At 71.6% G+C, this 23,154-nt stretch carries 20 protein-coding genes; 13 read left to right on the plus strand and 7 right to left on the minus strand.

The window, feature by feature from the left end; all coding sequences use genetic code 11:
- Window positions 1–13 precede the first annotated feature (13 nt).
- Window positions 14–586, minus strand: a complete 573-nt coding sequence (locus tag BLU27_RS24355) for a YceI family protein (protein ID WP_092655957.1) — start codon at window positions 584–586, stop codon at window positions 14–16.
- A gap of 164 nt (window positions 587–750) precedes the next feature.
- Between BLU27_RS24355 and BLU27_RS24360 the strand changes: the two genes are divergently transcribed.
- The 6 genes from BLU27_RS24360 to BLU27_RS24385 all read left to right on the plus strand — a co-directional run bounded on the left by BLU27_RS24360 (window position 751) and on the right by BLU27_RS24385 (window position 7,532).
- Window positions 751–1,275 (plus strand): MarR family winged helix-turn-helix transcriptional regulator, encoded by a 525-nt coding sequence (locus tag BLU27_RS24360; protein ID WP_092655958.1) that lies wholly within the window; start codon window positions 751–753, stop codon window positions 1,273–1,275.
- Window positions 1,272–2,198, plus strand: a complete 927-nt coding sequence (locus tag BLU27_RS24365) for an EamA family transporter (RefSeq protein ID WP_197681561.1) — start codon at window positions 1,272–1,274, stop codon at window positions 2,196–2,198. The genes BLU27_RS24360 and BLU27_RS24365 overlap by 4 nt, the downstream gene beginning before the upstream one ends.
- A 63-nt stretch (window positions 2,199–2,261) precedes the next feature.
- Window positions 2,262–3,131, plus strand: a complete 870-nt coding sequence (locus tag BLU27_RS24370; RefSeq protein WP_092655959.1) for an endonuclease/exonuclease/phosphatase family protein — start codon at window positions 2,262–2,264, stop codon at window positions 3,129–3,131.
- Between the two features lie 130 nt (window positions 3,132–3,261).
- On the plus strand, window positions 3,262–5,202 hold the full coding sequence (locus tag BLU27_RS24375) for an ATP-binding cassette domain-containing protein (protein WP_092655960.1): 1,941 nt from the start codon (window positions 3,262–3,264) through the stop codon (window positions 5,200–5,202).
- Entirely contained in the window at window positions 5,199–6,980 is a 1,782-nt protein-coding gene (locus BLU27_RS24380; protein ID WP_092655961.1) for an ABC transporter ATP-binding protein, read from the plus strand. Before BLU27_RS24375 ends, BLU27_RS24380 begins: the two co-directional genes overlap by 4 nt.
- A 102-nt stretch (window positions 6,981–7,082) precedes the next feature.
- Entirely contained in the window at window positions 7,083–7,532 is a 450-nt protein-coding gene (locus BLU27_RS24385; protein ID WP_092655962.1) for a GNAT family N-acetyltransferase, read from the plus strand.
- A 26-nt stretch (window positions 7,533–7,558) separates the two neighbouring features.
- Here BLU27_RS24385 and BLU27_RS29325 read toward each other — a convergent pair whose 3' ends face one another.
- Window positions 7,559–7,762, minus strand: a complete 204-nt coding sequence (locus tag BLU27_RS29325; RefSeq protein ID WP_157728787.1) for a hypothetical protein — start codon at window positions 7,760–7,762, stop codon at window positions 7,559–7,561.
- Between the two features lie 215 nt (window positions 7,763–7,977).
- Between BLU27_RS29325 and BLU27_RS24395 the strand changes: the two genes are divergently transcribed.
- Both BLU27_RS24395 and BLU27_RS24400 read left to right on the plus strand, forming a co-directional pair.
- Window positions 7,978–9,105, plus strand: a complete 1,128-nt coding sequence (locus tag BLU27_RS24395) for a 3-deoxy-7-phosphoheptulonate synthase (protein WP_277869255.1) — start codon at window positions 7,978–7,980, stop codon at window positions 9,103–9,105.
- 125 nt (window positions 9,106–9,230) lie between these two features.
- Window positions 9,231–10,550 (plus strand): DUF2786 domain-containing protein, encoded by a 1,320-nt coding sequence (locus BLU27_RS24400; protein WP_092655964.1) that lies wholly within the window; start codon window positions 9,231–9,233, stop codon window positions 10,548–10,550.
- Between the two features lie 14 nt (window positions 10,551–10,564).
- Here BLU27_RS24400 and BLU27_RS24405 read toward each other — a convergent pair whose 3' ends face one another.
- Both BLU27_RS24405 and BLU27_RS24410 read right to left on the minus strand, forming a co-directional pair.
- Window positions 10,565–13,564, minus strand: a complete 3,000-nt coding sequence (locus tag BLU27_RS24405) for a bifunctional [glutamine synthetase] adenylyltransferase/[glutamine synthetase]-adenylyl-L-tyrosine phosphorylase (protein ID WP_241827613.1) — start codon at window positions 13,562–13,564, stop codon at window positions 10,565–10,567.
- 6 nt (window positions 13,565–13,570) lie between these two features.
- Window positions 13,571–14,908 carry a glutamine synthetase family protein gene (locus tag BLU27_RS24410; protein WP_092655965.1) on the minus strand — a complete coding sequence of 446 codons (1,338 nt, stop codon included), beginning with the start codon at window positions 14,906–14,908 and terminating at the stop codon, window positions 13,571–13,573.
- 142 nt (window positions 14,909–15,050) lie between these two features.
- Here BLU27_RS24410 and BLU27_RS24415 point away from each other — a divergent pair, with 142 nt between their 5' ends.
- Genes BLU27_RS24415 through BLU27_RS24425 form a run of 3 tightly spaced genes read left to right on the plus strand, consistent with a single transcriptional unit; the run spans window position 15,051 to window position 18,009 of the window.
- Entirely contained in the window at window positions 15,051–16,856 is a 1,806-nt protein-coding gene (locus BLU27_RS24415; protein WP_092655966.1) for an NAD+ synthase, read from the plus strand.
- 2 nt (window positions 16,857–16,858) lie between these two features.
- Window positions 16,859–17,824, plus strand: a complete 966-nt coding sequence (locus BLU27_RS24420; RefSeq protein ID WP_092655967.1) for an EamA family transporter — start codon at window positions 16,859–16,861, stop codon at window positions 17,822–17,824.
- A complete protein-coding gene (locus BLU27_RS24425) occupies window positions 17,821–18,009 on the plus strand; it encodes an adenylate kinase family protein (RefSeq protein ID WP_092655968.1) in 189 nt (62 codons plus the stop codon). Before BLU27_RS24420 ends, BLU27_RS24425 begins: the two co-directional genes overlap by 4 nt.
- A gap of 81 nt (window positions 18,010–18,090) precedes the next feature.
- Here the strand turns inward: BLU27_RS24425 and BLU27_RS24430 are convergent, their stop codons facing one another.
- The 3 genes from BLU27_RS24430 to BLU27_RS24440 form a co-directional block, all read right to left on the minus strand.
- Entirely contained in the window at window positions 18,091–19,107 is a 1,017-nt protein-coding gene (locus BLU27_RS24430) for a HEAT repeat domain-containing protein (RefSeq protein WP_092655969.1), read from the minus strand.
- 39 nt (window positions 19,108–19,146) lie between these two features.
- The gene (locus BLU27_RS24435; protein ID WP_277869256.1) at window positions 19,147–19,884 is read right to left on the minus strand and encodes a HEAT repeat domain-containing protein; all 738 of its coding nucleotides are present in this window, start codon (window positions 19,882–19,884) and stop codon (window positions 19,147–19,149) included.
- A 332-nt stretch (window positions 19,885–20,216) separates the two neighbouring features.
- The gene (locus BLU27_RS24440; protein WP_092655970.1) at window positions 20,217–21,212 is read right to left on the minus strand and encodes a TIGR03557 family F420-dependent LLM class oxidoreductase; all 996 of its coding nucleotides are present in this window, start codon (window positions 21,210–21,212) and stop codon (window positions 20,217–20,219) included.
- A gap of 103 nt (window positions 21,213–21,315) precedes the next feature.
- Between BLU27_RS24440 and BLU27_RS30020 the strand changes: the two genes are divergently transcribed.
- Both BLU27_RS30020 and BLU27_RS24450 read left to right on the plus strand, forming a co-directional pair.
- Window positions 21,316–22,050, plus strand: a complete 735-nt coding sequence (locus BLU27_RS30020; RefSeq protein ID WP_197681562.1) for a hypothetical protein — start codon at window positions 21,316–21,318, stop codon at window positions 22,048–22,050.
- A gap of 278 nt (window positions 22,051–22,328) precedes the next feature.
- Complete coding sequence (locus BLU27_RS24450) at window positions 22,329–23,141, plus strand: histone H1-like repetitive region-containing protein (RefSeq protein ID WP_092655971.1); 813 nt, start codon at window positions 22,329–22,331, stop codon at window positions 23,139–23,141.
- The last annotated feature ends 13 nt before the right edge of the window (window positions 23,142–23,154 follow it).

Consider the following 23,154-nt stretch of genomic DNA (forward strand, 5'->3'; position numbering starts at 1 on the left):
ATCGCTGACAGGATCACCGGCGAACGGCTTGGACGTCCAGTTCGACGCGGATCAGCTTGCTCAGCAGCAGCCCTCCGGTCTCCATCGGCTGGTTGAACGTGATGCCGAACTCGTACCGGTCGATGGTGGTGGTCGCGGAGAAGCCGATGCGTGGCCGCGTCGCGTCGCCCATCGGGTCCGGGCACGCTCCGTCGAACGTCGCGTCGAGGACGACCGGACGGCTCTCGCCGCGGATCGTGAGGTCTCCGTGGACCTGTAGCGACTCCTCACCGAACTCCACGCCGGTGCTGGAGAAGGTGAACGTGGGATGGCCCTCGACCCCGAAGAAGTCGGTGCTTCGCAGGTGGGCGTCGCGCTGCGCCTGGGCGGTGTCCACGCTGTCGGCCTGGACGGTCACCTCGACCGCGGAGTGCAGGGGTTCCTCCGCGACGACGATCGTTCCGTCGAAGTCGGTGAAGCGCCCGCGCACCTTCGAAAAGCCCAGGTGCTTCACCTGGAACGCCACACTGCTGTGCATCGGGTCGATCGCGTACGTCCCTGGGACGGGAAGCTGCCGGCCGTCGACGGTGCGGGTGAACGTGGTCATGACTGCTGCCTCCGGGAAGGGTTCGAGTCGTTCCTTCGCGGAGTAGACCGACCTCGAACCTCCGGCTCATCGGTCGTCCGCGATCTGTTCACGTACGCGAACCCACACCGCTGCCGCAACCCCGCCGAGTTGCGAGTGACCCTGAGGCTCGTTATGCATGCATCATGCATGATCCAGCTCGTACGGCGAACCTCCTCGGCGCGGCTGCACTCGCCCTGACCGACCGGCTGCTCGCGGGGACCACCGACGCGGCCGGCACCAGCCCGAGTGGCGCCGCCGCCCTGGTCGTACTCGCCACCAGCCCGGACCTCAACGTCACCGAGGTCGGCCGGCGAGTGGGCCTCAGTCAGCCGGCCGCCACGCGCATGGTGGACGGTCTGGTCGCCGACGGACTGCTGGCACGCGGGCCGAGCCTCGGCCGGGCGTCCAGGGTCCGGCTGACCCGACGCGGGCGGGCCAGGGCGCGCCGCCTGCTGGGGACCCGCGGCGAGGTTCTCACCGATGCCGTCACGGCCCTGTCCGCGACAGAGCAGGCGACGTTGTCCGCCCTGCTGGAGAAGCTGCTCACCCACCTCTACCCCACGGTGGGCAGTGCCGATCTCCTGTGCCGCCTGTGCGACCGGGCCGCGTGCACGGCAGCAGACGCGACCTGTCCGGTCGGGGCGGCGGCGAGAGAGCGGGCATCTTGATCGGGGCCGTGCTCGCCCTCGGCTCGGCCGCCTGCTTCGGCCTCGCCGACTACGTGGGCGGGCTGCTGACCCGCCGCGCGAACGCGACCTCGGTCGCGTTCACCGTGCAGGCGAGCGGCGCCCTCGTCGTCCTCGCAGGCCTCGCCGTCACCGCCTCAGACACCTCCGACACCTACGGCACCTGCGTCGCGGCGCTCGGCTGGGGTGCACTGTCCGGCGTCGGCACAGCGGTAGGAGTCCTCTTCCTGTACAAGGGGATGGCCGGCGGCCCGATGAGTGTCGTCGTCCCACTCAGCACGATGGGCGGAGTCGTGCTTCCGGTCCTGGTGGGCGTGACGTTGCTGAGCGAGAAGCCGTCCCCGTCGGCATGGGTGGGCATCGTCCTCGCCGTGCCCGCCATCGCGCTCGTCTGTGCCGCGGGCGGATCCGGGACCAGGGTCGGCAGGGCGGCGGTGGTGGCCGCACTGGTGTCAAGCGTGGGTTTCGCACTGCAGTACGTCGCCCTGGCACAGGCCGGTTCGTCTGCCGGACTGTGGCCGGTGGCAGCCGGCCGAGTCGCCTCGATGCTGACGATGGTGGTGTCGATCCCGGTCGCTAAGTGGATGTCGCAGCTGAGGTCAGCACCGGAGACAGCACCGGGGTCAGCACCGGAGTCCCAGCCGACGCGGCGTTCTCCACTGAAGTTGCCCCCTCGCCTGGCCCTCGCCGCGGCGGGCAACGGCATCCTCGCCGCGGCAGGGCTGACGCTCTATCTCGCCGCGACCGGGCAGACCTCGATGTCGGTGGCGGTGGTGCTCTCCTCGCTCTATCCGGTGGTCCCGGTCTTGCTGGGCGTCGTGGTGCTCCGCGAACGCCTCACCCGCCGGCAGGTGGCCGGCCTGGCCACGGCGGCGGTGACCGTCGTACTCGTCACCGCCGGTTGACCCCACGTCAACGGACGCCTGACGACAACCCAGACCCGAACGACGGAAGTCCGGAGGACTGCGATGACCGATCCTGCCCGCGACCCGAACACCCTGCGGGTGCTGACGTTCAACCTGTACGGACCGGCGAACCCGGACTGGGACCGGCGCTCCCGGCTTGCGGGGAAGGAGCTCCGCGCGCTCAACCCCGATGTCGTCGCTTTGCAGGAAGTGCCGGTGGACGCGCGCTTCCTGCACGATCTCCTGGGTGGCGGCTACCACGTGACGCCGTTGTCCGTACGCGACGAGCACGGGTGCGGCGCCGTGCTCGCCACGAGGCACCCTCATCGTGCGCTGACCGAACTCGACCAGCGGATCACCGAACGGTCCCGCGAAACACTGCCCTGGTGCGCGACGCTGCTGGTGGAGATGGACACCCACGTCGGTACGGTCGTGGTCGCCCACCACAAGCCGAGCTGGCCGTTCCCTTTCGAGCTGGAACGAGAACGCCAGGCGCTGCGCGCGGCCCGGGCGCTGGAGGAACTCCTCGCCTCGCACGCTGCCGCGAATCCCGAAAGTCCCATGCACGCGGTGGTTCTGGGCGACTTCGACGCCACACCGGATGCGGCCAGCATGCAGTTCTGGCGCGGCCGCCGGTCCATGGACGGCCTCAGCGTCTGCTACCAGGACGCGTGGGAGTACGCCCACCCCGACGAGCCGGGGTTCACCTTCGAGCTGGGCAATCCGCTCGTCGACGAGGGCGAGGTCGCCACCGCCGTGAGCAGGCGCATCGACCACGTCCTGGTCCGCGCCGGCCTGCACGGCCCGACGCTGCGGGTGACGCAGTGCGAGCGGGTGCTGGACCGGCCGGTCGGCGGCGTGTGGGCCAGCGACCACTACGGCGTGATGGCCGATCTCGAGCGTCCCCGCGACCCGCCGGGCTTCCGGAGCTGAGCCGGACCCGTGCCGGCCGGTGTCCGGGACCGGTCAGCGGCAACGATCCTGCCTTACCCGCTTGACCCGGCCGGGCGTACCTGCGAGCTTTCTTCGGCGCACGCACGGTCGCCGACACGGGGAGGGACACGTGCACCGATACACCGAGAGCGCTCGGCGGTACGCCCTGCACGCCCGGTTGCTGTGGCGCGCCGCGCCGGTGCATTCCGTACTGAACGTGGTCCTGGTGGTGGCCAGTGCGGCGACCGTGACGTTCGGCATCGTCGCCACCGGCCGGCTGATCGGCACCCTTCCGGCCGCGGTGAAGGCCGGCGTCGGTTCACCGGCCGCCGACCGGGCGTGGTGGTGGCTGGCGGCAGCGGTCGCGGCGTACGTCACCGGCCCTCTCATCCATGCGGCAGAGAACGCGGTGGCGCAGGTGGTCTCCGCCCGTTACCTGCGGCTGGTCTTCGACATGGTCGCCGAGGTCGGTACCGCGCCGTACGGGATCACGCACCTGGAGGATCCCGAAGTCGCCGGTCGCCTGGACGCGGTGAAGCGCGCCATGCGCGACTGGACGTTCGTGACAGGTGTGGAACAGACCTGGAACCTGCTGGCCACCCGCCTCAGCGGAGTGGGCGCCCTGGTGGTGGCGGCGAACTGGAACTGGTGGGCCGCGCTGCTCGCCGCCGGTTCGTACGCCCTGATGGCCAAGGTGCTCGTCGCCTGGCTCGCGACCATCTTCGACGACCTGCTGGAGGCGACCGGCAACCAGCGACGGCAGGCGAGCTACGTCCGCGACCTGATGACGGGTGCACCGGCGGCGAAGGAACTTCGCCTGTTCGGACTCGCCGACTGGCTGGTGCACCGATACTCGACCGCCTGGCGGGACGCGATGACCGTCGTCTGGCGCAACCGCCACCGCAACCTGTGGCCGATCCTCCTGGCCTCGGCGATCACGCTGGTGGTCAACGCGGGGGTGTTCGCCCTGCTGGCCCGGGACGCGTCAGCAGGCACGGTCTCGCTGGCCTCGCTGGTCACGGTGGTGCAGGCACTGCTCGCGCTGGAGGCGTTCGGCCCGCTCGGTGACAACCAGTCCGCGCTGGGCCGTAACACCTCGACGGCGACCATGCTGGTCGCCCTGCGCCGGCGGCTCGGACTGCCCGGCCTGCCTGCGCGCTCCCCCGCCGCGGAGCCGGCCGAGCCCGTCGAGCCGGCCGAGCCCGTCGAGCACGTCGAGCCCGTCGAGCCTGAGCCGGTTCCGGCGGCGCGTTCCGCGGCCGCGGTGATCGAGCTGCGCGAGGTGACGTTCCACTACCCGAGCCGCACCGAGCCGACGATCGAGCGGCTGTCCCTGCACATTCCGGCCGGGCAGTCGGTCGCGATCGTCGGCATCAACGGCGCCGGAAAGTCGACGTTGATCAAACTGCTGTGCGGGCTCTATCCACCCGATGCCGGGATCATCCGCATCGACGGCGGCGACCCTTCGGCGGACGAGGCGACCCGCAACCGCGTCGCGGTCATCTTCCAGGACTTCGTGCGCTACCACCTTCCGCTGCGCGACAACGTGGGGTTCGGTGCGCACACCCGGCACGACGACGACGCCGTGCTGGCCAAGGCTCTCGACGACGCCGGCGGGACCTCACTGCTGGACCGGCTCGAGCGCGGCTGGGACACCGTGCTCAGCTCGGAGTACGCCGAGGGTACGGACCTGTCCGGCGGCCAGTGGCAACGCGTGGCGCTGGCCCGGGCGCTGGCCGCGGTCGCCGGCGGCGCCGGCGTCCTCGTGCTGGACGAACCAACCGCCGCCCTCGACGTCCGGGCCGAGGCGGCGTTGTTCGACCGGTTCCTGGAGGTGACCCGCGGGATGACGACGCTGCTGGTCAGCCACCGGTTGTCCAGCGTGCGGCACGCCGACCGGATCGTGGTCATCGGCTCCACTGACCCGACCCGCACCGGGACCGGCATCGTCGAGGACGGCAGCCACGAGGAACTGATGGCGGCAGGTGGCGCCTACGCCCGGATGTTCTCGTTGCAGGCGGCGCGGTTCGCGGCGGCCGGCGCGAGCGAGACGGCGGTGGACCCCCGATGAGAAGTTCACTACGCGGCATCTGGCTGGTCGTGGCCATGTCGGTCCGGGTCAGCCCCTGGCAGAGTTTGCTCTGCCTGGCCGAGTCACTGGGCAGCGTCATCTCCCTGCTGCAGCCGCTCTACCTCGCGTGGTTCGTGGACGGCGTACTCCACCACGACACGGCACGTATGGCCGTCGCGGTGACGGCGTTCGCCGCCTCGACAGGCTTGAGCTGGGGCCTCGGCATGGCGGGGTGCGACGCGCGGATTCGGCAGTTCGAACGCGTCGGGTTCGCGTTCGACACCGAGATCGCCCGGATCACCGCGTCCATCCCCACCATCGACCACCTGGAGTCCGGCAAGTACCTCGACCAACTGCAGGCGCTGCGAGACCAGCAGGGCGCCCTCGGCATGGCTCTCAACAACGTGCTCAACACGTTCAAGAACGTCGTCTTCGCCGGTGGGACGATGCTGCTCGCCGCCGGCGCGGACGTCCGGCTGCTGCTGCTCGTCGTGGCCGGGCTGCCCGGCGTCGTCGCCACCCGATGGATCATTCGCTGGCAGGCGCGGGCCGAGGAAGTGTCCGCGGAGCCGGGACGGCTCGCCACACACCTGCTGGACCTGAGTACGACGGCCGGCCCGGGCGCGGAGGTCCGCGTCTTCGGGCTGCGCGACGTGGTGCGGCACAGGCTTGACCGAGCCGTGGCCCGTTGGCGCGCGCCGACGGTCGACCTGGCCCGGCGTACCGAACTCGTCAACGCCGTCTGCGAAGCATTCTTCTTCGGCAGCGCCGGCGCGGTCCTCGCCTGGATGGTGCACGACGCGATCCGCGGGCAGGTTCCGGTCAGCGCTCTGGTGCTCGCGGTCATGCTGGTCGGCCGGCTGCAGAGCACGGCCAACGTGCTGCGGTGGTCGATCCACAACATCTCCCGGCTCACTCGTACGACCGGGCGCTTCCTGTGGCTGCGCGACTACGACCGGGAGGTACGCGCTGCGCACCGCGGCGCGCAGCCGCCGCCGGCGAGCCTTCGGCACGGAATCACGCTGGAGGGACTGAACTATGCCTACCCGGAGACGGCCGATCCCTCCCTGCGGGACGTGAGCCTGCACCTGCCGGCGGGCTCGGTCGTGGCGCTGGTGGGCGAGAACGGCGCCGGGAAATCCACCCTCGTGAAGCTGCTGACCGGGCTGTACCGCCCGACGGCGGGCCGGGTACTCGTGGACGGGGTGGACCTCGACGACCTCGACCTGCCGGCCTGGCGAACGCGGGTCTCGGGCGCCTTCCAGGACTACGCGCGGGTCGAGTTCACCGCCCGGGAATCGATCGGGGTCGGCGACCTGCCCCGCGTCGACGACGAGGCTGAAGTCAGCCGCGCGCTGCGCGAGGGTGCCGGCGAGGACGTCCTCACCGCCCTGCCCTCCGGGCTGGCCACCCAGCTGGGCTCGTCCTGGCCGGAGGGAGTGGAGCTGTCCGGCGGGCAGTGGCAGCGGCTTGCGATCGCCCGCGGCATGATGCGCACCGACCCGTTGCTGCTCGTCCTCGACGAACCCACCGCGGCTCTCGACGCCGCCACCGAGCACGCGTTGTTCGAACGCTATGCGGCCGCCGCGCGGGCGGCCGGTGGCCGGGGCGCGGTCACCCTGCTGGTCACCCACCGGTTCTCGACGGTGGCCGCCGCCGACCTGGTTGTCGTACTGGACGGCGGCCGGGTCGCCGAGGTCGGCAGCCACGCCGAACTCGTGGCGGCGCGCGGTCACTACGCCGAGCTGTACGAGCTGCAGGCCCGCGGGTACCGCTGAGGCCGGCCGCCGCGAACGCCCGTGCCGTACGGGATTCCTCCGCGGAAGAATTTCGGAGGTGGCCCATCGGGGAGGGTGCCTAGGCTGAGCGACGTGAGTGGCATGAGTGGCGTGGGCGGCGTGGGCGGCGTGGGCGGCGAGTTCGAGTTCGACGACGACCCCGGCCGGGTCGATCTGGACGCCCTGTGGCAGGTGCTGTCCACCCAGGTCTACTGGGGGAAGTGGCGTACCCGCGAGCACGTTCGCCGTCAGGTCGCCTCGGCCTGGCGGGTGGTCGGCGTGTACGAGGCCGCGAGCGGGCGGATGGTGGGGTTCGCGCGGGCGGTCTCCGACGGCGTGGCCCTCGCGTACCTCGCCGACGTCTACGTACTCCCCGATCTGCGGGGCAAGGGGCTCGGAACCCGCCTGGTCGAAGCCATGGTCGAGGACGGCCCCGGCGCGGACTTCCGGTGGATGCTGCACACCGCGGACGCCCACGGCCTGTACGAGAAGTTCGGCTTCGCACCACCGGACCGGTCCTACCTCGAACGCCCCCGCAGGGACGCGGACTGAAGGCTGCCCGACCGGCCGGATGCGCCCTACGTGCCTGGTCTGTCTGCCCGGTCTGCCTGCCCGGTCTGTCTGGTCCGGGTGATCTGGGTGGCCTGGGTGGCCTGGGTGATCTGGGTGATCTGGGTGATCTGGGTGGTCTGGGTGGTCTGCCTGGATGGCGACGCCGGCTGCCACCGGATCCTGACACCGCGTTGCCGCTCGTCGGGACCGGCGGCTAAGGTACTCCGCATGCAGTGGTGCTATCGGTTTAGCGAGCCGGCCCTGGGTGGGCACGGCGGCGACCGCATCCGCTGACATCCCCCCAGAGCCGGCAGGGCAGAGTCCGCACAGGACCTGCCCTTTTCTGTGCCCCGAACAGGGAGCCGGCCCGAGGTGACGCGGGCGGTTCCCGACACAGATCCAAGGAAAGGACCGCTCCGTGTCTGCCAGCCCCGCCTCAGATTCCGTGACCGCCCCCTCCGACGCCGTGCCCGGCTCCTCCGACGCCGTGCCCGGCTCGCAGCGGGCCCTCAGCGACGTCCGGATCACCCGGTCCCGTCCCCTGCTCTCACCCGCGCTGCTGCGCGACGAACTCCCGCTTCCGGACGACTCCGCGCAGGTCGTGGTCCGCGGCCGGGACGACGTCACGCGCATCCTTGCCGGCGAGGACGACCGGCTGCTCGTCGTCGTGGGGCCGTGCTCGATCCACGACCCGAAGGCCGGACTGGAGTACGCCAGGAAGCTGGCGGCGTTCGTGCCCGAGGTGGCCGCGGACCTGTGCGTGGTGATGCGGGTCTACTTCGAGAAGCCGCGTACGACGCTCGGCTGGAAGGGCCTGATCAACGACCCGGACCTCGACGGCAGCTACAACGTCAACAAGGGCTTGCGTACGGCCCGGAAGGTGCTGCTGGACGTGCTGGCCACAGGTCTGCCGGCGGGCTGTGAGTTCCTCGACCCGATCATTCCGCAGTACATCGCTGACACCGTGAGCTGGGGTGCGATCGGCGCGCGGACCTCCGAGAGCCAGGTGCACCGGCACCTCGCCAGCGGCCTGTCCATGCCGGTGGGCTTCAAGAACTCCACCGGCGGCGACGTGCAGGGCGCGATCGACGCGATCGGCGCCGCCGCGGTCAGCCACGTCTTCACCGGCGTCACCGAGGACGGCGTGGCCGCGATCCTCACCACCAGCGGCAACCCCGACTGTCACGTCATCCTGCGCGGCGGGCAGACCGGGCCCAACTACGACGCAGCCGGCGTCACCGACGCTCTCGGCCGGCTGGCCAAGGCGGACCTGCGCGAACACGTGGTGGTCGACGCCAGCCACGGCAACAGTGGCAAGGACCACCTGCGCCAGCCCGTCGTCGCCGCGGACGTCGCCGCGCAGGTAGCCGCCGGACAGCGCGGAATCGTCGGCGTCATGCTGGAGAGCTTCCTGGAGCCGGGCCGGCAGAACCTCGTCGAGGGTGCGGCCGACAAGCTGCGATACGGCCAGAGCATCACCGACGCCTGCATGGGCTGGGAGCCCACGGTCGAGGTGCTGCGGGAGCTGGCGGCCGGGGTGCGCTCCCGCCGCTCGGTCGCGCGTACGAACTGACCTTCCCCGCGGCCTCCGCGGGGTTCAGGAGGTGGGCGGATCTCCCCTACGCCACGCGAACCGGCTGTCGGTGGGCCCTGGCATCCTCACGGCCCTCGACAACATCGACGACATCGACAACCTCGATGTCCAACGCTCACGGGGAGATGGTCGGCGTGCGACACCAGGATCCAGCGGGATGGGTGCGGGTGCTGTTGTGGGAGACGGCGCAGCGGGCAGCAGACGGAGGGCGCGACCGGAGCGACCATGCCGCCCTCGAGCTTGCCGACCCGAGCCTGCCCGCACCGCTGGTCGACGGGGTGGTCGACGACTGTCTCACCGGTGCGGTCGGCCGACTGTGGGAGCGCGGCTGGCAGCCACAGGACGTGGCGGAGTTCGCGGCCAGGCGGTTGTCCGGGCCGGCCCGGCAGCTTGTGCTCGACGTGGTGGCGAGCCAGGCCGCTCGCTGTCCGAGGTCCACGCTCGATCCCCGCTGGCGATCCCAGCTGGAGGAGCTGGAGACCTCGCCGAGCTGGGCGGCCGACGGCGCGCGGCTGACGCCGTGGGCCACCCGGCGACGGCTGAGCCGGGTGGTGGCGCTCAGGCTGGCGCTCACGGTCCTGACCTTCCTGTACGCCGCACCGTCGCTCGCGGCGGTGCTTCCACCACCCGGGCGGGCCGGTGCCGCCGGTCAGGCAGGGATGCCGGGCGTCGCCGGCACGGGTGAGCATGCTCGGCGAAATGACGCCGGCGAGAAGGTGCTGCACCGGATCCGGGCCCTGCTTGCCAAGGCGGAGTCGACGGAGTTCCCCGAGGAGGCCGAGGCGCTGAGCAGCAAGGCGCAGGCGCTGATGACGAAGTTCTCCCTGGACCAGGCCATGGTGGCCGACGACGTGTCGGTACCTTCGGCCGGCGCGGCAGGTGCCCACGCGAGCGCCCGCCGGGTCTGGTTGCGGGCGCCCTACCTCAACGCCAAGGCCTTGCTGGCTCAGCTCGTCGCGGAAGCCAACCGCTCCCGCGTGGTGGCCTGCACCGGCATGGGATTCGTCACGATCATCGGCGCCGAGGCCGACCTGCAGATGGTGGAGCTGCTTCTCACGTCGCTGCTCCTGCAGGCCGACCGCGCCATGCTCGCGGCGTCACCCTCGGCACGCGCGGGCGGGCACAGCCGCACCCGCTCGTGGCGGCAGTCGTTCCTGGTCTCGTACGCCACCCGGATCGGCCAGCGGCTCAGCGCGGCGAGCGAGGCGTCCATGGCCGAGTACGACGCCGACACCTCCGGCCGGCTGCTGCCGGCGCTCACCGCCCGCGACCGCGCCGTCCGGCAGCTGGTGACCGAGCTGTTCCCACGCATCCGGAAAACGGCCGTGTCGACGTCCAACCCCGCCGGCTGGGCGGCGGGGAAACTCGCCGCCGACCTGGCCGACCTGGGCGCGCGGCGAGGCGTCGGCCGGGCCGCCTCGTGAAGGCCGGGTCGGGCTCACTCCCAGAAGACGCGCTCGACGACCGATCGGGCATGCCGGGTGATCCGGCGGTAGTCCTCCAGGAACAACCCGGACTCCAGCGGCTCATAGCCAAGCAGCCGAGACACCGCGGCGAGGTCACGTGGATCGCGGGGGAGGGAGTCGGAGGCCCGGTCGCGCACCAGCATCATCGCGTTGCGTGCCCGGGTGGCCAGCCGCCAGGCGGCGAGCAGGTCGTCGGCGTCCTCGCGGGACAGCAGTCCCGCGTCGGCGGCCGCCTCCAGCGCCCGCACGGTGCGGGTGGTGCGCAGTCCCGGCACCTCCGCTCCGTGCCGCAGCTGCAGCAGCTGGACGGTCCATTCCACGTCGGCAAGGCCGCCCCGGCCGAGCTTGGTGTGCGTCGTCGGGTCCGCGCCACGCGGCAGGCGCTCGGCGTCCACCCGGGCCTTGATCCGGCGGATCTCCCGCTCGTCATCGGGTGTCAGCCCGCTGTCCGGCCAGCGGAGCCCGTCCACGAGCTCCATGAATCTCTCGCGCAGTCCTGGGTCGCCGCACACCGCGTCGGCTCGCAGCAGGGCCTGCGCCTCCCAGACGTGCGACCAGCGCGCGTAGTAGGAGGTGTACGACGCGAGCGTGCGCACCAGCGGTCCCTGCCGACCCTCGGGCCGCAGGTCGGCGTCCACTCCGACCGGTGGGTCGGGGGCGGGCGCGGCGAGCAGCCGTCTGAGCTCGGTGACCACCGCGGTGGCCGCGTCGGCAGCCTCCTTCTCGTCCGCGCCGTCGTACGGCTCGTGCACGAAGATCACGTCGGCGTCGCTGCCGTAGCTCATCTCGTGGCCGCCGAACCGCCCCATCGCCACGACCGCCAGCCGGGTGGGGATGGTGGACCGGCCCTGGGCGGCGACCGAACGCACCGCCGCGACCACACCGCCGCTGAGGGTGGCGGCGGCGATGTCGGTGAGCGCCTCCCCCACGGTGTCCACGTCGATCATCCCCAGGACGTCCGCCGCGGCCACCCGCAACAGCTCCCTGCGCCGGATCGCCCGGACCGCGGCGGCGGCCGACGCCGGGTCGTCGTACCTCCCGGCGGCGGCGAGCATCTCCGTCTCCACCTGCTCGCGGGTGCGCGGGCGCAGCTCGCGGTCGTCGCCGAACATCGCCACCGCCTCCGGCGCTCGGCGGAGCAGGTCGACGACGAACTTGCTGGAGGCCAGCACCCTGGCCATGCGTTCGGCGGTGACGCCTTCGTCGCGCAGCAACCGCAGATACCAGGGCGTGGACCCCAGCTCCTCCGACACCTGGCGAAACGCCAGCAGCCCGCCGTCGGGATCGGGCGCGTCGGCGAACCACTCCAGCATCACCGGCAGCAGCGTGCGCTGGATGGACGCCCGCCGGGAGACCCCGGCCACCAGTGCCTCGATGTGCCGCAGCGCGGCAGCGGAATCGGTGTAGCCGAGCGCGGTGAGCCGGGCCCGGGCGGCATCCGGGGTGAGCCGGGTCTCCGCTGTGGGGATGCGTGCCACGGCGGCGAGCAGCGGGCGGTAGAAGAGCTTCTCGTGCAGCCGGCGTACTTCCCGGACGTGTTTCTTCCACTCCCGGGTGAGTTCCTTGACCGGCTCCGCCCACAGCCCGAGCGAGCGGCCGAGCGCACGCAGGTCCTGCTCGTCCTCGGGAAGCAGGTGGGTACGCCGCATCCTGGACAGCTGGATCCGGTGTTCGAGCGTACGCAGGAAGCGGTACGCCTCCGCGAGCGCGGCACCGTCGTCGCGGCCGACGTAACCACCGGCGGTGAGAGCGTCCAGCGCCCGCAGGGTCGACGAGCGGCGCAGGGAGGGGTCGGAGCGGCCGTGCACCAGCTGGAGCAACTGGACCGCGAACTCCACGTCCCGCAGGCCGCCCGGTCCCAGCTTGAGCTGCCGGTCCAGCTGGGCGGCCGGGATGTGGTCGACCACCCGGCGCCGCATGGCCTGCACGTCGGCGACGAAGCCGTCGCGTTCGGCCGCGCGCCAGACGAGTGGGTCGATGGCTTCCAGGAAGCGGGCACCGAGCTCGTGGTCGCCGGCCACGGCGCGGGCCTTGAGCAACGCCTGAAACTCCCAGGTCTTCGCCCAGCGCTGGTAGTACGCGTCGTAGCTCGCCACCGACCGGACCAGCGGGCCGGCCTTGCCCTCGGGCCGCAGTCCGGCGTCCACCGGCCACAGGGTGCCCTCGCCGCTGTGTTCGGAGCAGATCCGGATCACCTGCGCGGCGAGCTGGGTCGCCGTCCGGGTCGCGTCGCCCTCCCCTGCCTGTTCGGCAGGCTCGGCGACGAACAGCACGTCCACGTCGCTCACGTAGTTGAGCTCCCGCCCACCGGTCTTGCCCATCCCGATGATCGCCAGCCGACAGGGTGTGGCGTTTCGCGGCAGCCTGGCCCGGGCCACGGCGAGCGACGCCTCCAGCGCGGCAGCGGCGAGGTCGGCGAGTTCGGCGGCCGCGTCGTCGACCCGCACCTCGTTGCCGAGATCGCGGACGGCGAGCCGGAGCAACAGCCGGTGGTAGGCCACCCGCATGGCGTCCGCGGTGCCGGGGCCGCCGTCGGCCGCTACCGGCACCTCCGCCTCGGGGTCGGCGCCCACCGTGGAGAGGAGGTCGGCGCGCAGCGCCCTGGTCGTGGGGCGGGTGCTGGACAGATGCGGGTCGGCGAGGTCGCGCCAGTGCTCCGGGTGCCGGATCAGGTGTTCGGCCAGCCCCGTGCTGGCACCCAGCAGGCGGAGGAGCCGGCGCCGCAGCGTCTCGTCGTCCACGAGCGCGGCGACCAGCGCGGGACCCTCGCGTTCGTCGTGCACCAGGTCGGCCAGGAACGCCACCGCCTGGTCGGGGTCCGCGGCTGCTCCGGTCGCGTCCAGAGCCGGGACGAGCGCCGCCGGAAGCTCGGCGATGCGGCGGAGGGCCGTCTCCGGCTCGGCGAACCCCCACCGCACCAGTTGACCCTCGCTGGGAAGCCGGCCACCTTCGGGGGTTCGCAGCTCCGTCAACGTGCCTCAGATCACCGGGAGGAGCCGGTCGCGTTCGAACGCCGTCACCTGCTGGCGGTACTCCTCCCACTCGGCTTTCTTGTTCCGCAGGAAGAAGTCGAAGACGTGCTCGCCCAGGGTCTCGGCGACGAGTTCGCTGTTCTCCATGGTGCGGATGGCCTCGTCCAGGCTCTGCGGCAGCGGATCGATGCCCATGGCACGGCGCTCGCCCTCGGTCAGCGACCACACGTCGTCCTCGGCCCCCGCCGGCAGGTCGTAACCCTCCTCGACGCCCTTGAGGCCGGCCGACAGCAGGACGGCGTAGGCGAGGTAGGGGTTGGCCGCGGAGTCCAGCGAACGGAACTCGATCCGGGTCGACTGCCCCTTGTCCGGCTTGTACATCGGCACCCGGACCAGCGCCGAGCGGTTGTTGTGCCCCCAGCAGACGTAGGCAGGCGCCTCGCCGCCGCCCCACAGCCGCTTGTAGGAGTTGACCCACTGGTTGGTGACCGCGGTGATCTCCCCCGCGTGGCGGAGCAGTCCGGCGATGAAGGACCGCGCGATCTTGGACAGGTGGTACTCCGCGCCCGACTCGAAGAACGCGTTGCGGTCCCCTTCGAACAACGACATGTGCGTGTGCATGCCCGACCCCGCCCACTGCGTGAACGGCTTCGGCATGAACGACGCGTAGATCCCCTGGCCGAGCGCGACCTCCTTGACCACCACCCGGAAGGTCATGATGTTGTCGGCGGTGGCCAGCGCGTCGGCGTAGCGCAGGTCGATCTCCTGCTGCCCGGGCGCGCCCTCGTGGTGGCTGAACTCCACCGAGATGCCCATCGCCTCGAGCATGGTGATCGCCTCGCGACGGAAGTCCTGGCTCATGCCGTGGGCGGTGTGGTCGAAGTAGCCGCTGCGGTCGACCGGCGACGGCACCCGGCCCTTCTCCGGCGGGTCCTTGAAGACGAAGAACTCGATCTCGGGGTGGGTGTAGAAGGTGAAGCCCAGCTCGGCGGCCCGGCTCAGCGTGCGCTTGAGCACGAAGCGCGGGTCGGCGTACGACGGCGACCCGTCAGGCATCAGGATGTCGCAGAACATCCGTGCCGTGGCCGGGGAGTTGCCCCGCCAGGGCAGGATCTGGAACGTCGACGGGTCCGGCCGGGCCACCATGTCGGCCTCGTAGACCCGGGCGAAGCCCTCGATCGCCGAGCCGTCGAACCCGATCCCCTCCGCGAACGCCCCCTCGAGCTCCGCCGGAGCCACCGCGACCGACTTGAGGAAGCCGAGCACGTCGGTGAACCACAGTCGGACGAACCGCACGTCTCGCTCCTCGAGGGTACGGAGTACGAACTCTTGCTGTTTGTCCACTGGTCACATCTCCGCTCGGATTGCGGGGTGCCGGTCGCCACCGGATCGCAGTTAGCACGTTACCGCCTGGGTCCGCCCGGTACCGTGCGAGGCCGCACCGGCTGGCTCGGTCAGATCACCTCGCACCCATTACGCTGCGAACGTGGCACAAATCCGTCTGGCGCTCGCGCAGCTCAACGTCACCGTCGGGGACATCGCGGGCAACGCCGAGGCCATCCAGAGGTGGGCCCGGCACGCCGCCGACCGCGGTGCCCATGTGGTCGCGTTCCCCGAGACCGCTCTGACCGGGTATCCGGTCGAGGACCTCGCCCTGCGGTCGTCGTTCGTGGAGGCCAGCCGGACCGCGGTGGAGGAGCTCGCCGGCAAGCTCGCCGCGGCCGGGCTCGGCAACCTCGTGGTCGTCTGCGGCTACCTCGACCGGGCCGAGGACGGCTACGAACGCACCGGCAGGCCGAAGGGCTCGCCGCAGAACGCCGCCGCGGTCATCCACCGGGGCCGCATCGTCGCCCGTGCGGTCAAGCACCACCTGCCCAACTACGGTGTGTTCGACGAGTTCCGCTACTTCGTCCCGGGCGACAGCCTGCAGGTCGTCACCGTGCACGGCGTCGACATCGCGGTGACGATCTGCGAGGACCTCTGGCAGGAGGGCGGGCCGGTCCGGGCGACGCGGGCCGCCGGGGCCGGGCTGCTGCTGACGATCAACGCCTCGCCGTACGAGCTCGCCAAGGACGACGACCGCCTCAACCTCGTCACCCGCCGGGCCCGCGAGGCAATGTGCCCGCTCGCCTACGTCAACATGGTCGGCGGCCAGGACGAGCTGGTCTTCGACGGGGACTCCCTCGTCGTCGACGAGACCGGCACGGTGCTCACCCGTGCGCCGCAGTTCACCGAGGGCCTGCTGACCGTCGACCTGGATCTCGCCGCCACGACCCGGGGAGCAGACGAGTACGCGGGGATCCGGGTCGAGCGCACGGTGGTGAGCGACACCCCGCTGCCGGCCTACGAGGCGAGCCCCTCCGGCGAGGCGCCGAGGCTGGACGAGGAGGCCGAGATCTACACGGCCATCGTCACCGGCCTGCGTGACTACGTCCACAAGAACGGCTACGAAAGCGTCGTTCTCGGACTGTCCGGCGGCATCGACTCCGCACTCGCCGCGACCATCGCCTGTGACGCTCTCGGCCCGGAGAACGTCTACGGCGTGTCCAACCCCAGCCGAATCTCCAGCGAACACTCCCGCGAGGACGCCGCCGACCTCGCCGCCCGCACCGGCCTCAACTACCGCGTCATCCCGATCGAGCCGATGGTGTCCGCCTTCGCCGACAACATCGAGCTGACCGGGATCGCGCAGGAGAACCTCCAGGCCCGCATCCGCGGGATGATCTGGATGGGCATCGCCAACCAGGAGGGCCACCTCACCATCGCCGCCGGCAACAAGAGCGAGCTGGCGGTGGGCTACTCCACGATGTACGGCGACGCGGTGGGCGCGTTCGCGCCCCTGAAGGACGTGCCGAAGTCCCGCGTCTGGGCGCTCGCCCGCTGGCGCAACCAGGCCGCCCTCGACCTCGGAGAGACACCGCCGATCCCGGAGAACTCCATCACGAAGGAGCCCTCCGCCGAGCTGCGCCCAGGTCAGCGCGACACCGACTCGCTCCCGCCGTACGACCTGCTCGACCAGATCCTGGAGGACTACGTCGAGGAGGACGCCGGCGCCGCCGACATCGTGGCCGCGGGCTTCGATCCCGAGCTCGTCGAACGCATCATCCGGATGGTGGACGCCGCTGAGTTCAAGCGCCGGCAGTACCCCCCGGGCCCGAAGATCACGTTCAAGGCGTTCGGCCGCGACCGGCGACTGCCGATCACCAACGGCTGGCGCGAGGCGGTCATCGCGGGCCACGAGCCGCATGCGCCGCTACGCACCGCCCCGCCCGGCGAGGGACCACAGGCGTAGGGGTGGCGACCCGGGACGTCACCGAGGTCCGCGGTCCCGGCACCCGCGGCGGCCCACCCGCACCGGGCGGTGAGGCCCGCTCAGTGGGTCTGGTGCTCGGCAGCGCGGTCTCGCTGCAGGTGGGTGCGGCGTTCGCGGTTGTCCTGCTCGGCCGGGTCGGCCCGGTCGGCGCGGTCACGCTGCGGATGGTGCTCGCCGCGGCCATCGTGTGGGCGCTGGTGCGGCCGCGGCTGCGGCACCTCCACCGGCGCGACCTGCTCGTCGGTGTCGCGTTCGGGCTGGTCCTGGTGCTGATGAACACCTGCTTCTACTCCGCGGTGGCCCGGCTGCCGCTCGGCGCCGCGGTGACCATCGAGTTCCTCGGCCCGCTCGGCCTCGCGGTGGCGACGTCGCGGCGGGTGCGAGATCTGCTCTGGGTCGGGCTGGCCGGCGCCGGGGTGTTCCTGCTGGGCGAGACCGGGTTCGAGCCGCTGGACCCGGTAGGCGTCGCGTTCGCGCTCGGCGCAGGCGTGTGCTGGGCCGGCTACATCCTGCTCGGTGCGCAGGCCGGCCGGCGGCTCGGCGGCACGAACGCCCTGGCGGTGGCCCTGGCTGTCGCCAGCGTCGCGATCGTGCCGGCAGCCGCGCTCACCTCCGGGCCCGACCTCGTGCAACCGGATACTCTCCTGCTCGGGCTCGGCGTCGCCGTCCTGTCCTCGGCGCTGCCGTACTCCCTGGAGCTGGCCGCACTGCGCCGGATCCCGCCGCGTACGTTCGGAGTGCTGATGAGCCTGGAGCCGGTGGTGGCCGCGCTCGTCGGGTTCCTCGTCCTGCGGCAGCGGCTCAGCGGCTGGCAACTCCTCGCCGTCACGCTGGTGGTCGTCGCCAGCGTCGGCGTCACCCGCGCCGGACCGGCGTCCGCGGCGACCCGCACCGCCGAACCCGTCCCCGGCGTGGCCGGCGCGGACGCCGGGAGGTCGAAGCCGTGACCGAGGTCCCCGAGGGCGCGGCCATGCGGGTCGTGTGCCCGCGTTGCGGCGGAACGGGAGCGGTCACGGTCGAGCGCTCGGCGGTCGAGCTGCACGGCGACCGGACCGGGACCGGCCTGGTCCGGCGCCCCTGCGACACCTGCGACGGCGAGTTCTGGCTGCCCGGCGTTGCCGGGTTCGCCTGAGTGAGCCCGCCCGCCGGCCCCTCCGGGCAGGCTCGGCCCGAGGGCCCCCTGGGAGCATTCGCTACCGGACCTGGGGTCTCGTCATCGTTCGTCGCGCAGCCTGAGGATGTACGTCGCGGTGAGCGCGACCACCCGGTCCTCGTCGTACGACAGCTCCGCAAGGGCACGTGAGGCCGCGTCACCCGGAATGTCCGCGAGCGCCTGCGTCAGCCGCTGACGGGCCGGCGACCCGACATCCGGTCCGCCGAGGCGGTCGACGAGCCTGGCGACGATCCGGTCCGCCAGCGCCGGATCAGTCGCCAACGTGCTCAGCGCGTCGGCAGCATCGACGTCGTTCGCCTCCTCGACGATCATGTCCACGAGGGTCGGGATCGCGTCGGGCACTCCGCGAGCCCCGAGCGTCAGAGCCGCAGTCCTGCGGACCACGAGGTCTTCGTTCGCGAGCGCGTCCGTAAGCAGTGCGGTCGCCTCGGCGTTCACAAGCTCGACGAGGCACTCGACGGCGCGCTTTCGCACCTCGGCCGCGGGCGAGCCGAGGCCCGCGGCCAGCAGCGCCAGCGCGTGATCGCCCCCGCCCTCCCCTGACCGCGCCAGCGCCCATCGAAGGGCCCCGGCGACGTTCGGATCCGGCTCGTTCAGCGCCGCCTCGACCAGAGCCTCCACCGGCACCGGGGCCTCACCGGCCAAGGACAGGGCCGCGCGCTGGCGCTTCCCGGCGCTGTCGGATCCCAGCCCCTGCAGGAGAGCGACGATCCGGAGTACGTCCTCCCAGTCGGCGGGAGCCGCGGCGCCGATCCGCCGAAGGCGCGTGAGCAGCTCCGTCTCGGCGGCGACGCGTTCCCGCGTACGGCGGACGAGGTCGTCGACCAGTTCGCCCGGCCTGAAGCCGGGATCGTCCAGCGCCCGCCCGACCTCGCGCAACGAAAGCCCCAGCGACCGCAGGATCTCGACGTGGAGAATGCGCCGGATGTCCTCTCCGGAGTACTCCCGGTAGCCGGCCTGCGTACGACCTGTCGGCCGCACCAGGCCGAGCGCCTCGTAGTGACGCAGCATCCGGGCGCTGACCCCGGAGCGCCGCGCCACGTCACCGATCAACACCGACCCACCCCTTCCCGGCGCCGCTGCCCGACCCGGCTGTCACTCGTCCTGGCTGGTCGTTCCCAGCGCCGCGACACGCTTCGCCTCCTCGATCGCCGACTCGAAGCCGGCATCCGGGTCGTACCACAGCCGCTCGGTGGCGATCGCGTGCTGACGCACCTGGGGGTCGGAGGCCGCCATGGCTGCCTGCAGGGTCGGCATCATCCGCTCCCCGAGCGCGATCACTGCCCGGCTGAGACTCAGCCGCGTCTCCGGGCCCCCGCGCCCGAGCTGGGTCACCAGCACCGCGGCCAGCCCGGGTTTCTCCCTCTCGGGCACGAGGACGACCGCCGCCCGCCAGGCGGCGCGCGCCACTTCGTCGTCGGCGTCGGTCAGCAGCGCCCGGGTGATCGCCGGCCACGCCTGCCCGTCCCCGATCTTGGACAGCGTGTGCAACGCCTGGCTTCGGGCCTGGGCCCGCTCCGAGCGGAGTTCGCCGACGAGCTTCGGCACCGTGATCGACGGTGAGTGGCGGGTGAGTGCCCAGGTGAGCATCTCCCGTACGTGGAACTCGGGCTCGACCGCGCAGCGCTCGACCAACTTGCCGACGAAGCGTGGGTCCGGGTCCGTGCCCACCGCCAGCGCCGCCTGCACCCGTACCGACGCTCCCGCGCTCTCCAGCGCCCGGAAAGCCCGCGCCGCGTACGTCTCCTGCCCCGGCTCGTCCGGCTCCGGCTTCTGGTCCGGCTCCGGCTTCTGGTCCGGCTTCCGTTCCGGCTTGTGGTCCGGCATGGTCATCGGGACCACCTCCCCGCCACAGCGAAGACGTTGTCACCGTGTCAAGGTCAAGCGGGACCAACCGGGTACGCCCGAACGCCGGCCGGCCGCCGTGACCGGCCGTCGCCTCACGCACCGGGGTCGCCCGGCACGCAACAGGACACCGGTCCACCCAGATCCAGTCCAGCCGAGCGCGGGTGAGAGCGGTCGCCCGGCACCCACGGGGGCGCGACCGTCACCCCGGCGAGGTAGTGGCCGGGCGGTGCGGCGTCGGGGCGAACGACATGGCGCCTCCTCCGCCGAACAGCCACCGGGCCCACCGTCCGCGCGTAGCTCGCGCTGGCAGGTGAGGATCAGGACCAGCGGTCCCGCAGCTTCGGCAGTACGTCCCGGGTGAACAGCTCGAGGAACCGCCGCTGATCGTTGCCCGGCCCGTGGAAGACGAGCTCGGTGAAGCCGAGGTCGACGTACGGCGCGACCCGCTCGACCACCTCGTCGGCATCCGTGGTGACGATGAACCGCTTCGTCGCGATCAGCGGGTCCTCGTCGGCGAGGCGCTCCAGCTCCAGCGGGTCATCCACGCCCTGCTTCTGCTCCGCGCTCAGTCCCAGCGCCGCCCACCAGGTGCAGGCCTCCTTGGCGGCCTGCAGGTCGGTGTCGTACGACACCTTGATCTCGATCTGGTGCGGGAACTTCTCCGGGTCGCGGCCGGCCGCCCTGGCCGACTCGGCCACCTGGCCGAGGACGTTCTCGTACAGCTCCGGCGGCTTCCCGCTGGTGGCGATCACGCCGTCACCGATGCGGCCGGCGAGCTTGCCGGCCAGCGGGCCGCCCGCGGCGACGTAGATGGGCAGCGGCACGTCGGGGCGTTCGTACACCGAGGCCTTGTCGGTCCGGTAGTACTGGCCCTCGAACGTCACGCGGTCCTCGGTCCACAGCTTCCGGATCAGCGTCACGGCTTCGGCCAGGCGGGCCCGCCGCTCCTTGCCACCCGGCCACGCCGTGCCGGTGGCGGGTACTTCGTTCATCGCCTCGCCGGTGCCCACGCCGAGGAAGACCCGGCCGGGCGCGAGCTGGTCGATCGTCCCGAACCCCTGGGCGACCACGGACGGGTGGTAGCGCAGTATCGGGGTGAGCACGCTGGTCCCCATCGTGATGCGCTCCGAAGCCTGGGCGAGGGCACCGAGCCAGCTGAACACCAACGGCGCGTGCCCTCCGTGGTGGCGCCAGGGCTGGAAGTGGTCGGAGACCGCCACGATGTCCAGGCCGAGTCGCTCGGCCAGCAGTGCGTAGCCGAGTAGCTCACGGGTGCCGAACTGCTCCGCCGACGCCTTGTAGCCGTATTTCACTGCGCTCCCCTTCCGCCGTTCACGGTCGTCTTCCGCTGTCACGGTCGCCGCGGCGCTCGCGGCCCGCGTGATACCCCTTCGCCAGTCTGGCACGCTGGAGCCAATGGACCTTCAGCAGGCGAGAGTGCTTCGCGACCTCCTGGCCGACACCCGGTGGTGGGACCGCACCCGGGCGTTCGGCACCGCGTTGCGTACGTCCACGAAAGGCCCTGGCGGCCTGCTCCTCGTCGGCCCGCCCGCCGCCGAGCCGTGGCACCTCACAGCGCACCTGGACGACGAGGCGAGGTACGCCGAAATCCCCGAACTCTCGCCCACTCTGGTGCGCTGGAACCCCCCACCGAACGCGCCGCGGCACCTGTCGGTAGGGCTGGATCGGCTGGCCGCCGCCCGGCGCGGTGAGTCCCTGCTGGTGGTCGCCGAGGCGGCTCCTGCGTCCCTGCTCGAACGCGTCCAGGACGTACGCCGCGCGGGAGCGACCATCTTCGCCCTGGACACCGGCCGGACCGAACTCGCCGATCTCGCTCACGAAATCCTTTCCGTGGACTCGACAATTTCCGACACAATACCTGTGGAGGACGGGACGTTCGGCTTTCCTCCGGCAGTCCCCGGCGGTGTGGCAAATTCCGAATCGGGATGGAAATCTGCTAGCGGTTCACCGGTCTCCTTCGACAGTGCACAGCATCTGCTCAGCATCGCCGCCGCCGAATCCGCGCCGGGCCCGCGTGGTTCGGGCGGGAGCCGGGGTAGGAGCGCGGACGGTCCGGGCAGTACGGAGGCCAGGGGAATGCGCTCCCGCCTGGCCAGACTCCTCGACCTGATCTCCGGTCCGGATTCCTGAACTCACGTAGCCACCACCCGTCGGCACATCGCCGGACGACCGCGTTCGGGTAACGAGAATCCCGAGCGCCACGAGAAATACAGCAAAGCTCTGTCGGGCATAAATCGTTAATCCGCAAGAAAGCACGAGTGCGTGACCGGCAGTCCGGAAACTGCTGTGTCCTTCGTGGTTTACGAAGCCGCCGAATGTTGCAGATCCCCTCCAGATGGCGGGGTCACGTCCTTGCCATAGCAACGGTCCGGTAATTGCCGGATGTCCCCTCAGAGGGAGGCAGTGCGGTGCCCACCACAGCGACATCAGCAAGAAAGACCGCGGCCCGGTCCATCGCCAAGCGGACCACGGCTGCCAAGCGGACCGCCTCGACGGTCGCGCGCAAGGTCTCCAAGCGGGTCACGGGGAAGTCGACCTCGCCGGCGGTCAAGCGAACGACAGCGAAGCGGACCACAGCCAAGCGGCCCTCCGCGGCCCGCAAGACCACGGCCAGGAAGGCGCCGGCCAAGCGCACCGCCGCCAAGCAGACGACGGCGAAGCGCGCACCGGCCAAGCGGACCGCTGCGAAGCGGACGACGGCGAAGAAGACCACCGCCAAGCGCGCACCGGCCAAGCGGACAACCGCCAAGAAGACCACTGCTCGCAAGAGCGCGGCCAAGAAGACGACGGCGCGCAAGACGACGGCCAGGAAGGCCACCGCCAAGCGGACAACCGCCAAGAAGACCACGGCCAAGCGGGCGCCCGCCAAGAAGACCACGGCGAAGCGCACCACGAAGAAGGCCACCGCCAAGCGCGCACCGGCGAAGAAGACGACGGCGAAGCGGGCTCCGACGAAGAAGTCGACCGCCAAGCGCGCACCGGCGAAGAAGGCGGCCGCAAAGCGGACCACGGGCAAGCGGGCCACCGCCAAGCGCGCGACCGCCAAGCGCACCACGGCCCGGGGGGCGGCCGCCACCGGGACCCGGAAGACGGCGACGCGCCGACGCACCCGGGCGGCGTCGATGGACACTGCCATGCCCATCGACATGCCCGTCGACACCGACACCATGATGCCGATGGTGCGGCCGGCGAGCTCGCCCCGCGAGTCGCGTCGAGGCTGAAACCGCTGCCTGG

This window comes from Actinopolymorpha singaporensis, assembly GCF_900104745.1.
Lineage (GTDB): Bacteria > Actinomycetota > Actinomycetes > Propionibacteriales > Actinopolymorphaceae > Actinopolymorpha > Actinopolymorpha singaporensis.

What these genes read in the sequence shown, in the direction of transcription:
- BLU27_RS30020 (WP_197681562.1), top strand. Translation starts at nt 21,316, where the DNA reads ATGGACCTTCAGCAGGCGAGAGTGCTTCGCGACCTCCTGGCCGACACC.
- BLU27_RS24435 (WP_277869256.1), bottom strand. Translation starts at nt 19,884, where the DNA reads ATGACCATGCCGGACCACAAGCCGGAACGGAAGCCGGACCAGAAGCCG.
- BLU27_RS24355 (WP_092655957.1), bottom strand. Translation starts at nt 586, where the DNA reads ATGACCACGTTCACCCGCACCGTCGACGGCCGGCAGCTTCCCGTCCCA.
- BLU27_RS24360 (WP_092655958.1), top strand. Translation starts at nt 751, where the DNA reads ATGCATGATCCAGCTCGTACGGCGAACCTCCTCGGCGCGGCTGCACTC.
- BLU27_RS24370 (WP_092655959.1), top strand. Translation starts at nt 2,262, where the DNA reads ATGACCGATCCTGCCCGCGACCCGAACACCCTGCGGGTGCTGACGTTC.
- BLU27_RS24385 (WP_092655962.1), top strand. Translation starts at nt 7,083, where the DNA reads ATGAGTGGCGTGGGCGGCGTGGGCGGCGTGGGCGGCGAGTTCGAGTTC.
- BLU27_RS29325 (WP_157728787.1), bottom strand. Translation starts at nt 7,762, where the DNA reads ATGCGGAGTACCTTAGCCGCCGGTCCCGACGAGCGGCAACGCGGTGTC.
- BLU27_RS24380 (WP_092655961.1), top strand. Translation starts at nt 5,199, where the DNA reads ATGAGAAGTTCACTACGCGGCATCTGGCTGGTCGTGGCCATGTCGGTC.
- BLU27_RS24400 (WP_092655964.1), top strand. Translation starts at nt 9,231, where the DNA reads ATGTCCAACGCTCACGGGGAGATGGTCGGCGTGCGACACCAGGATCCA.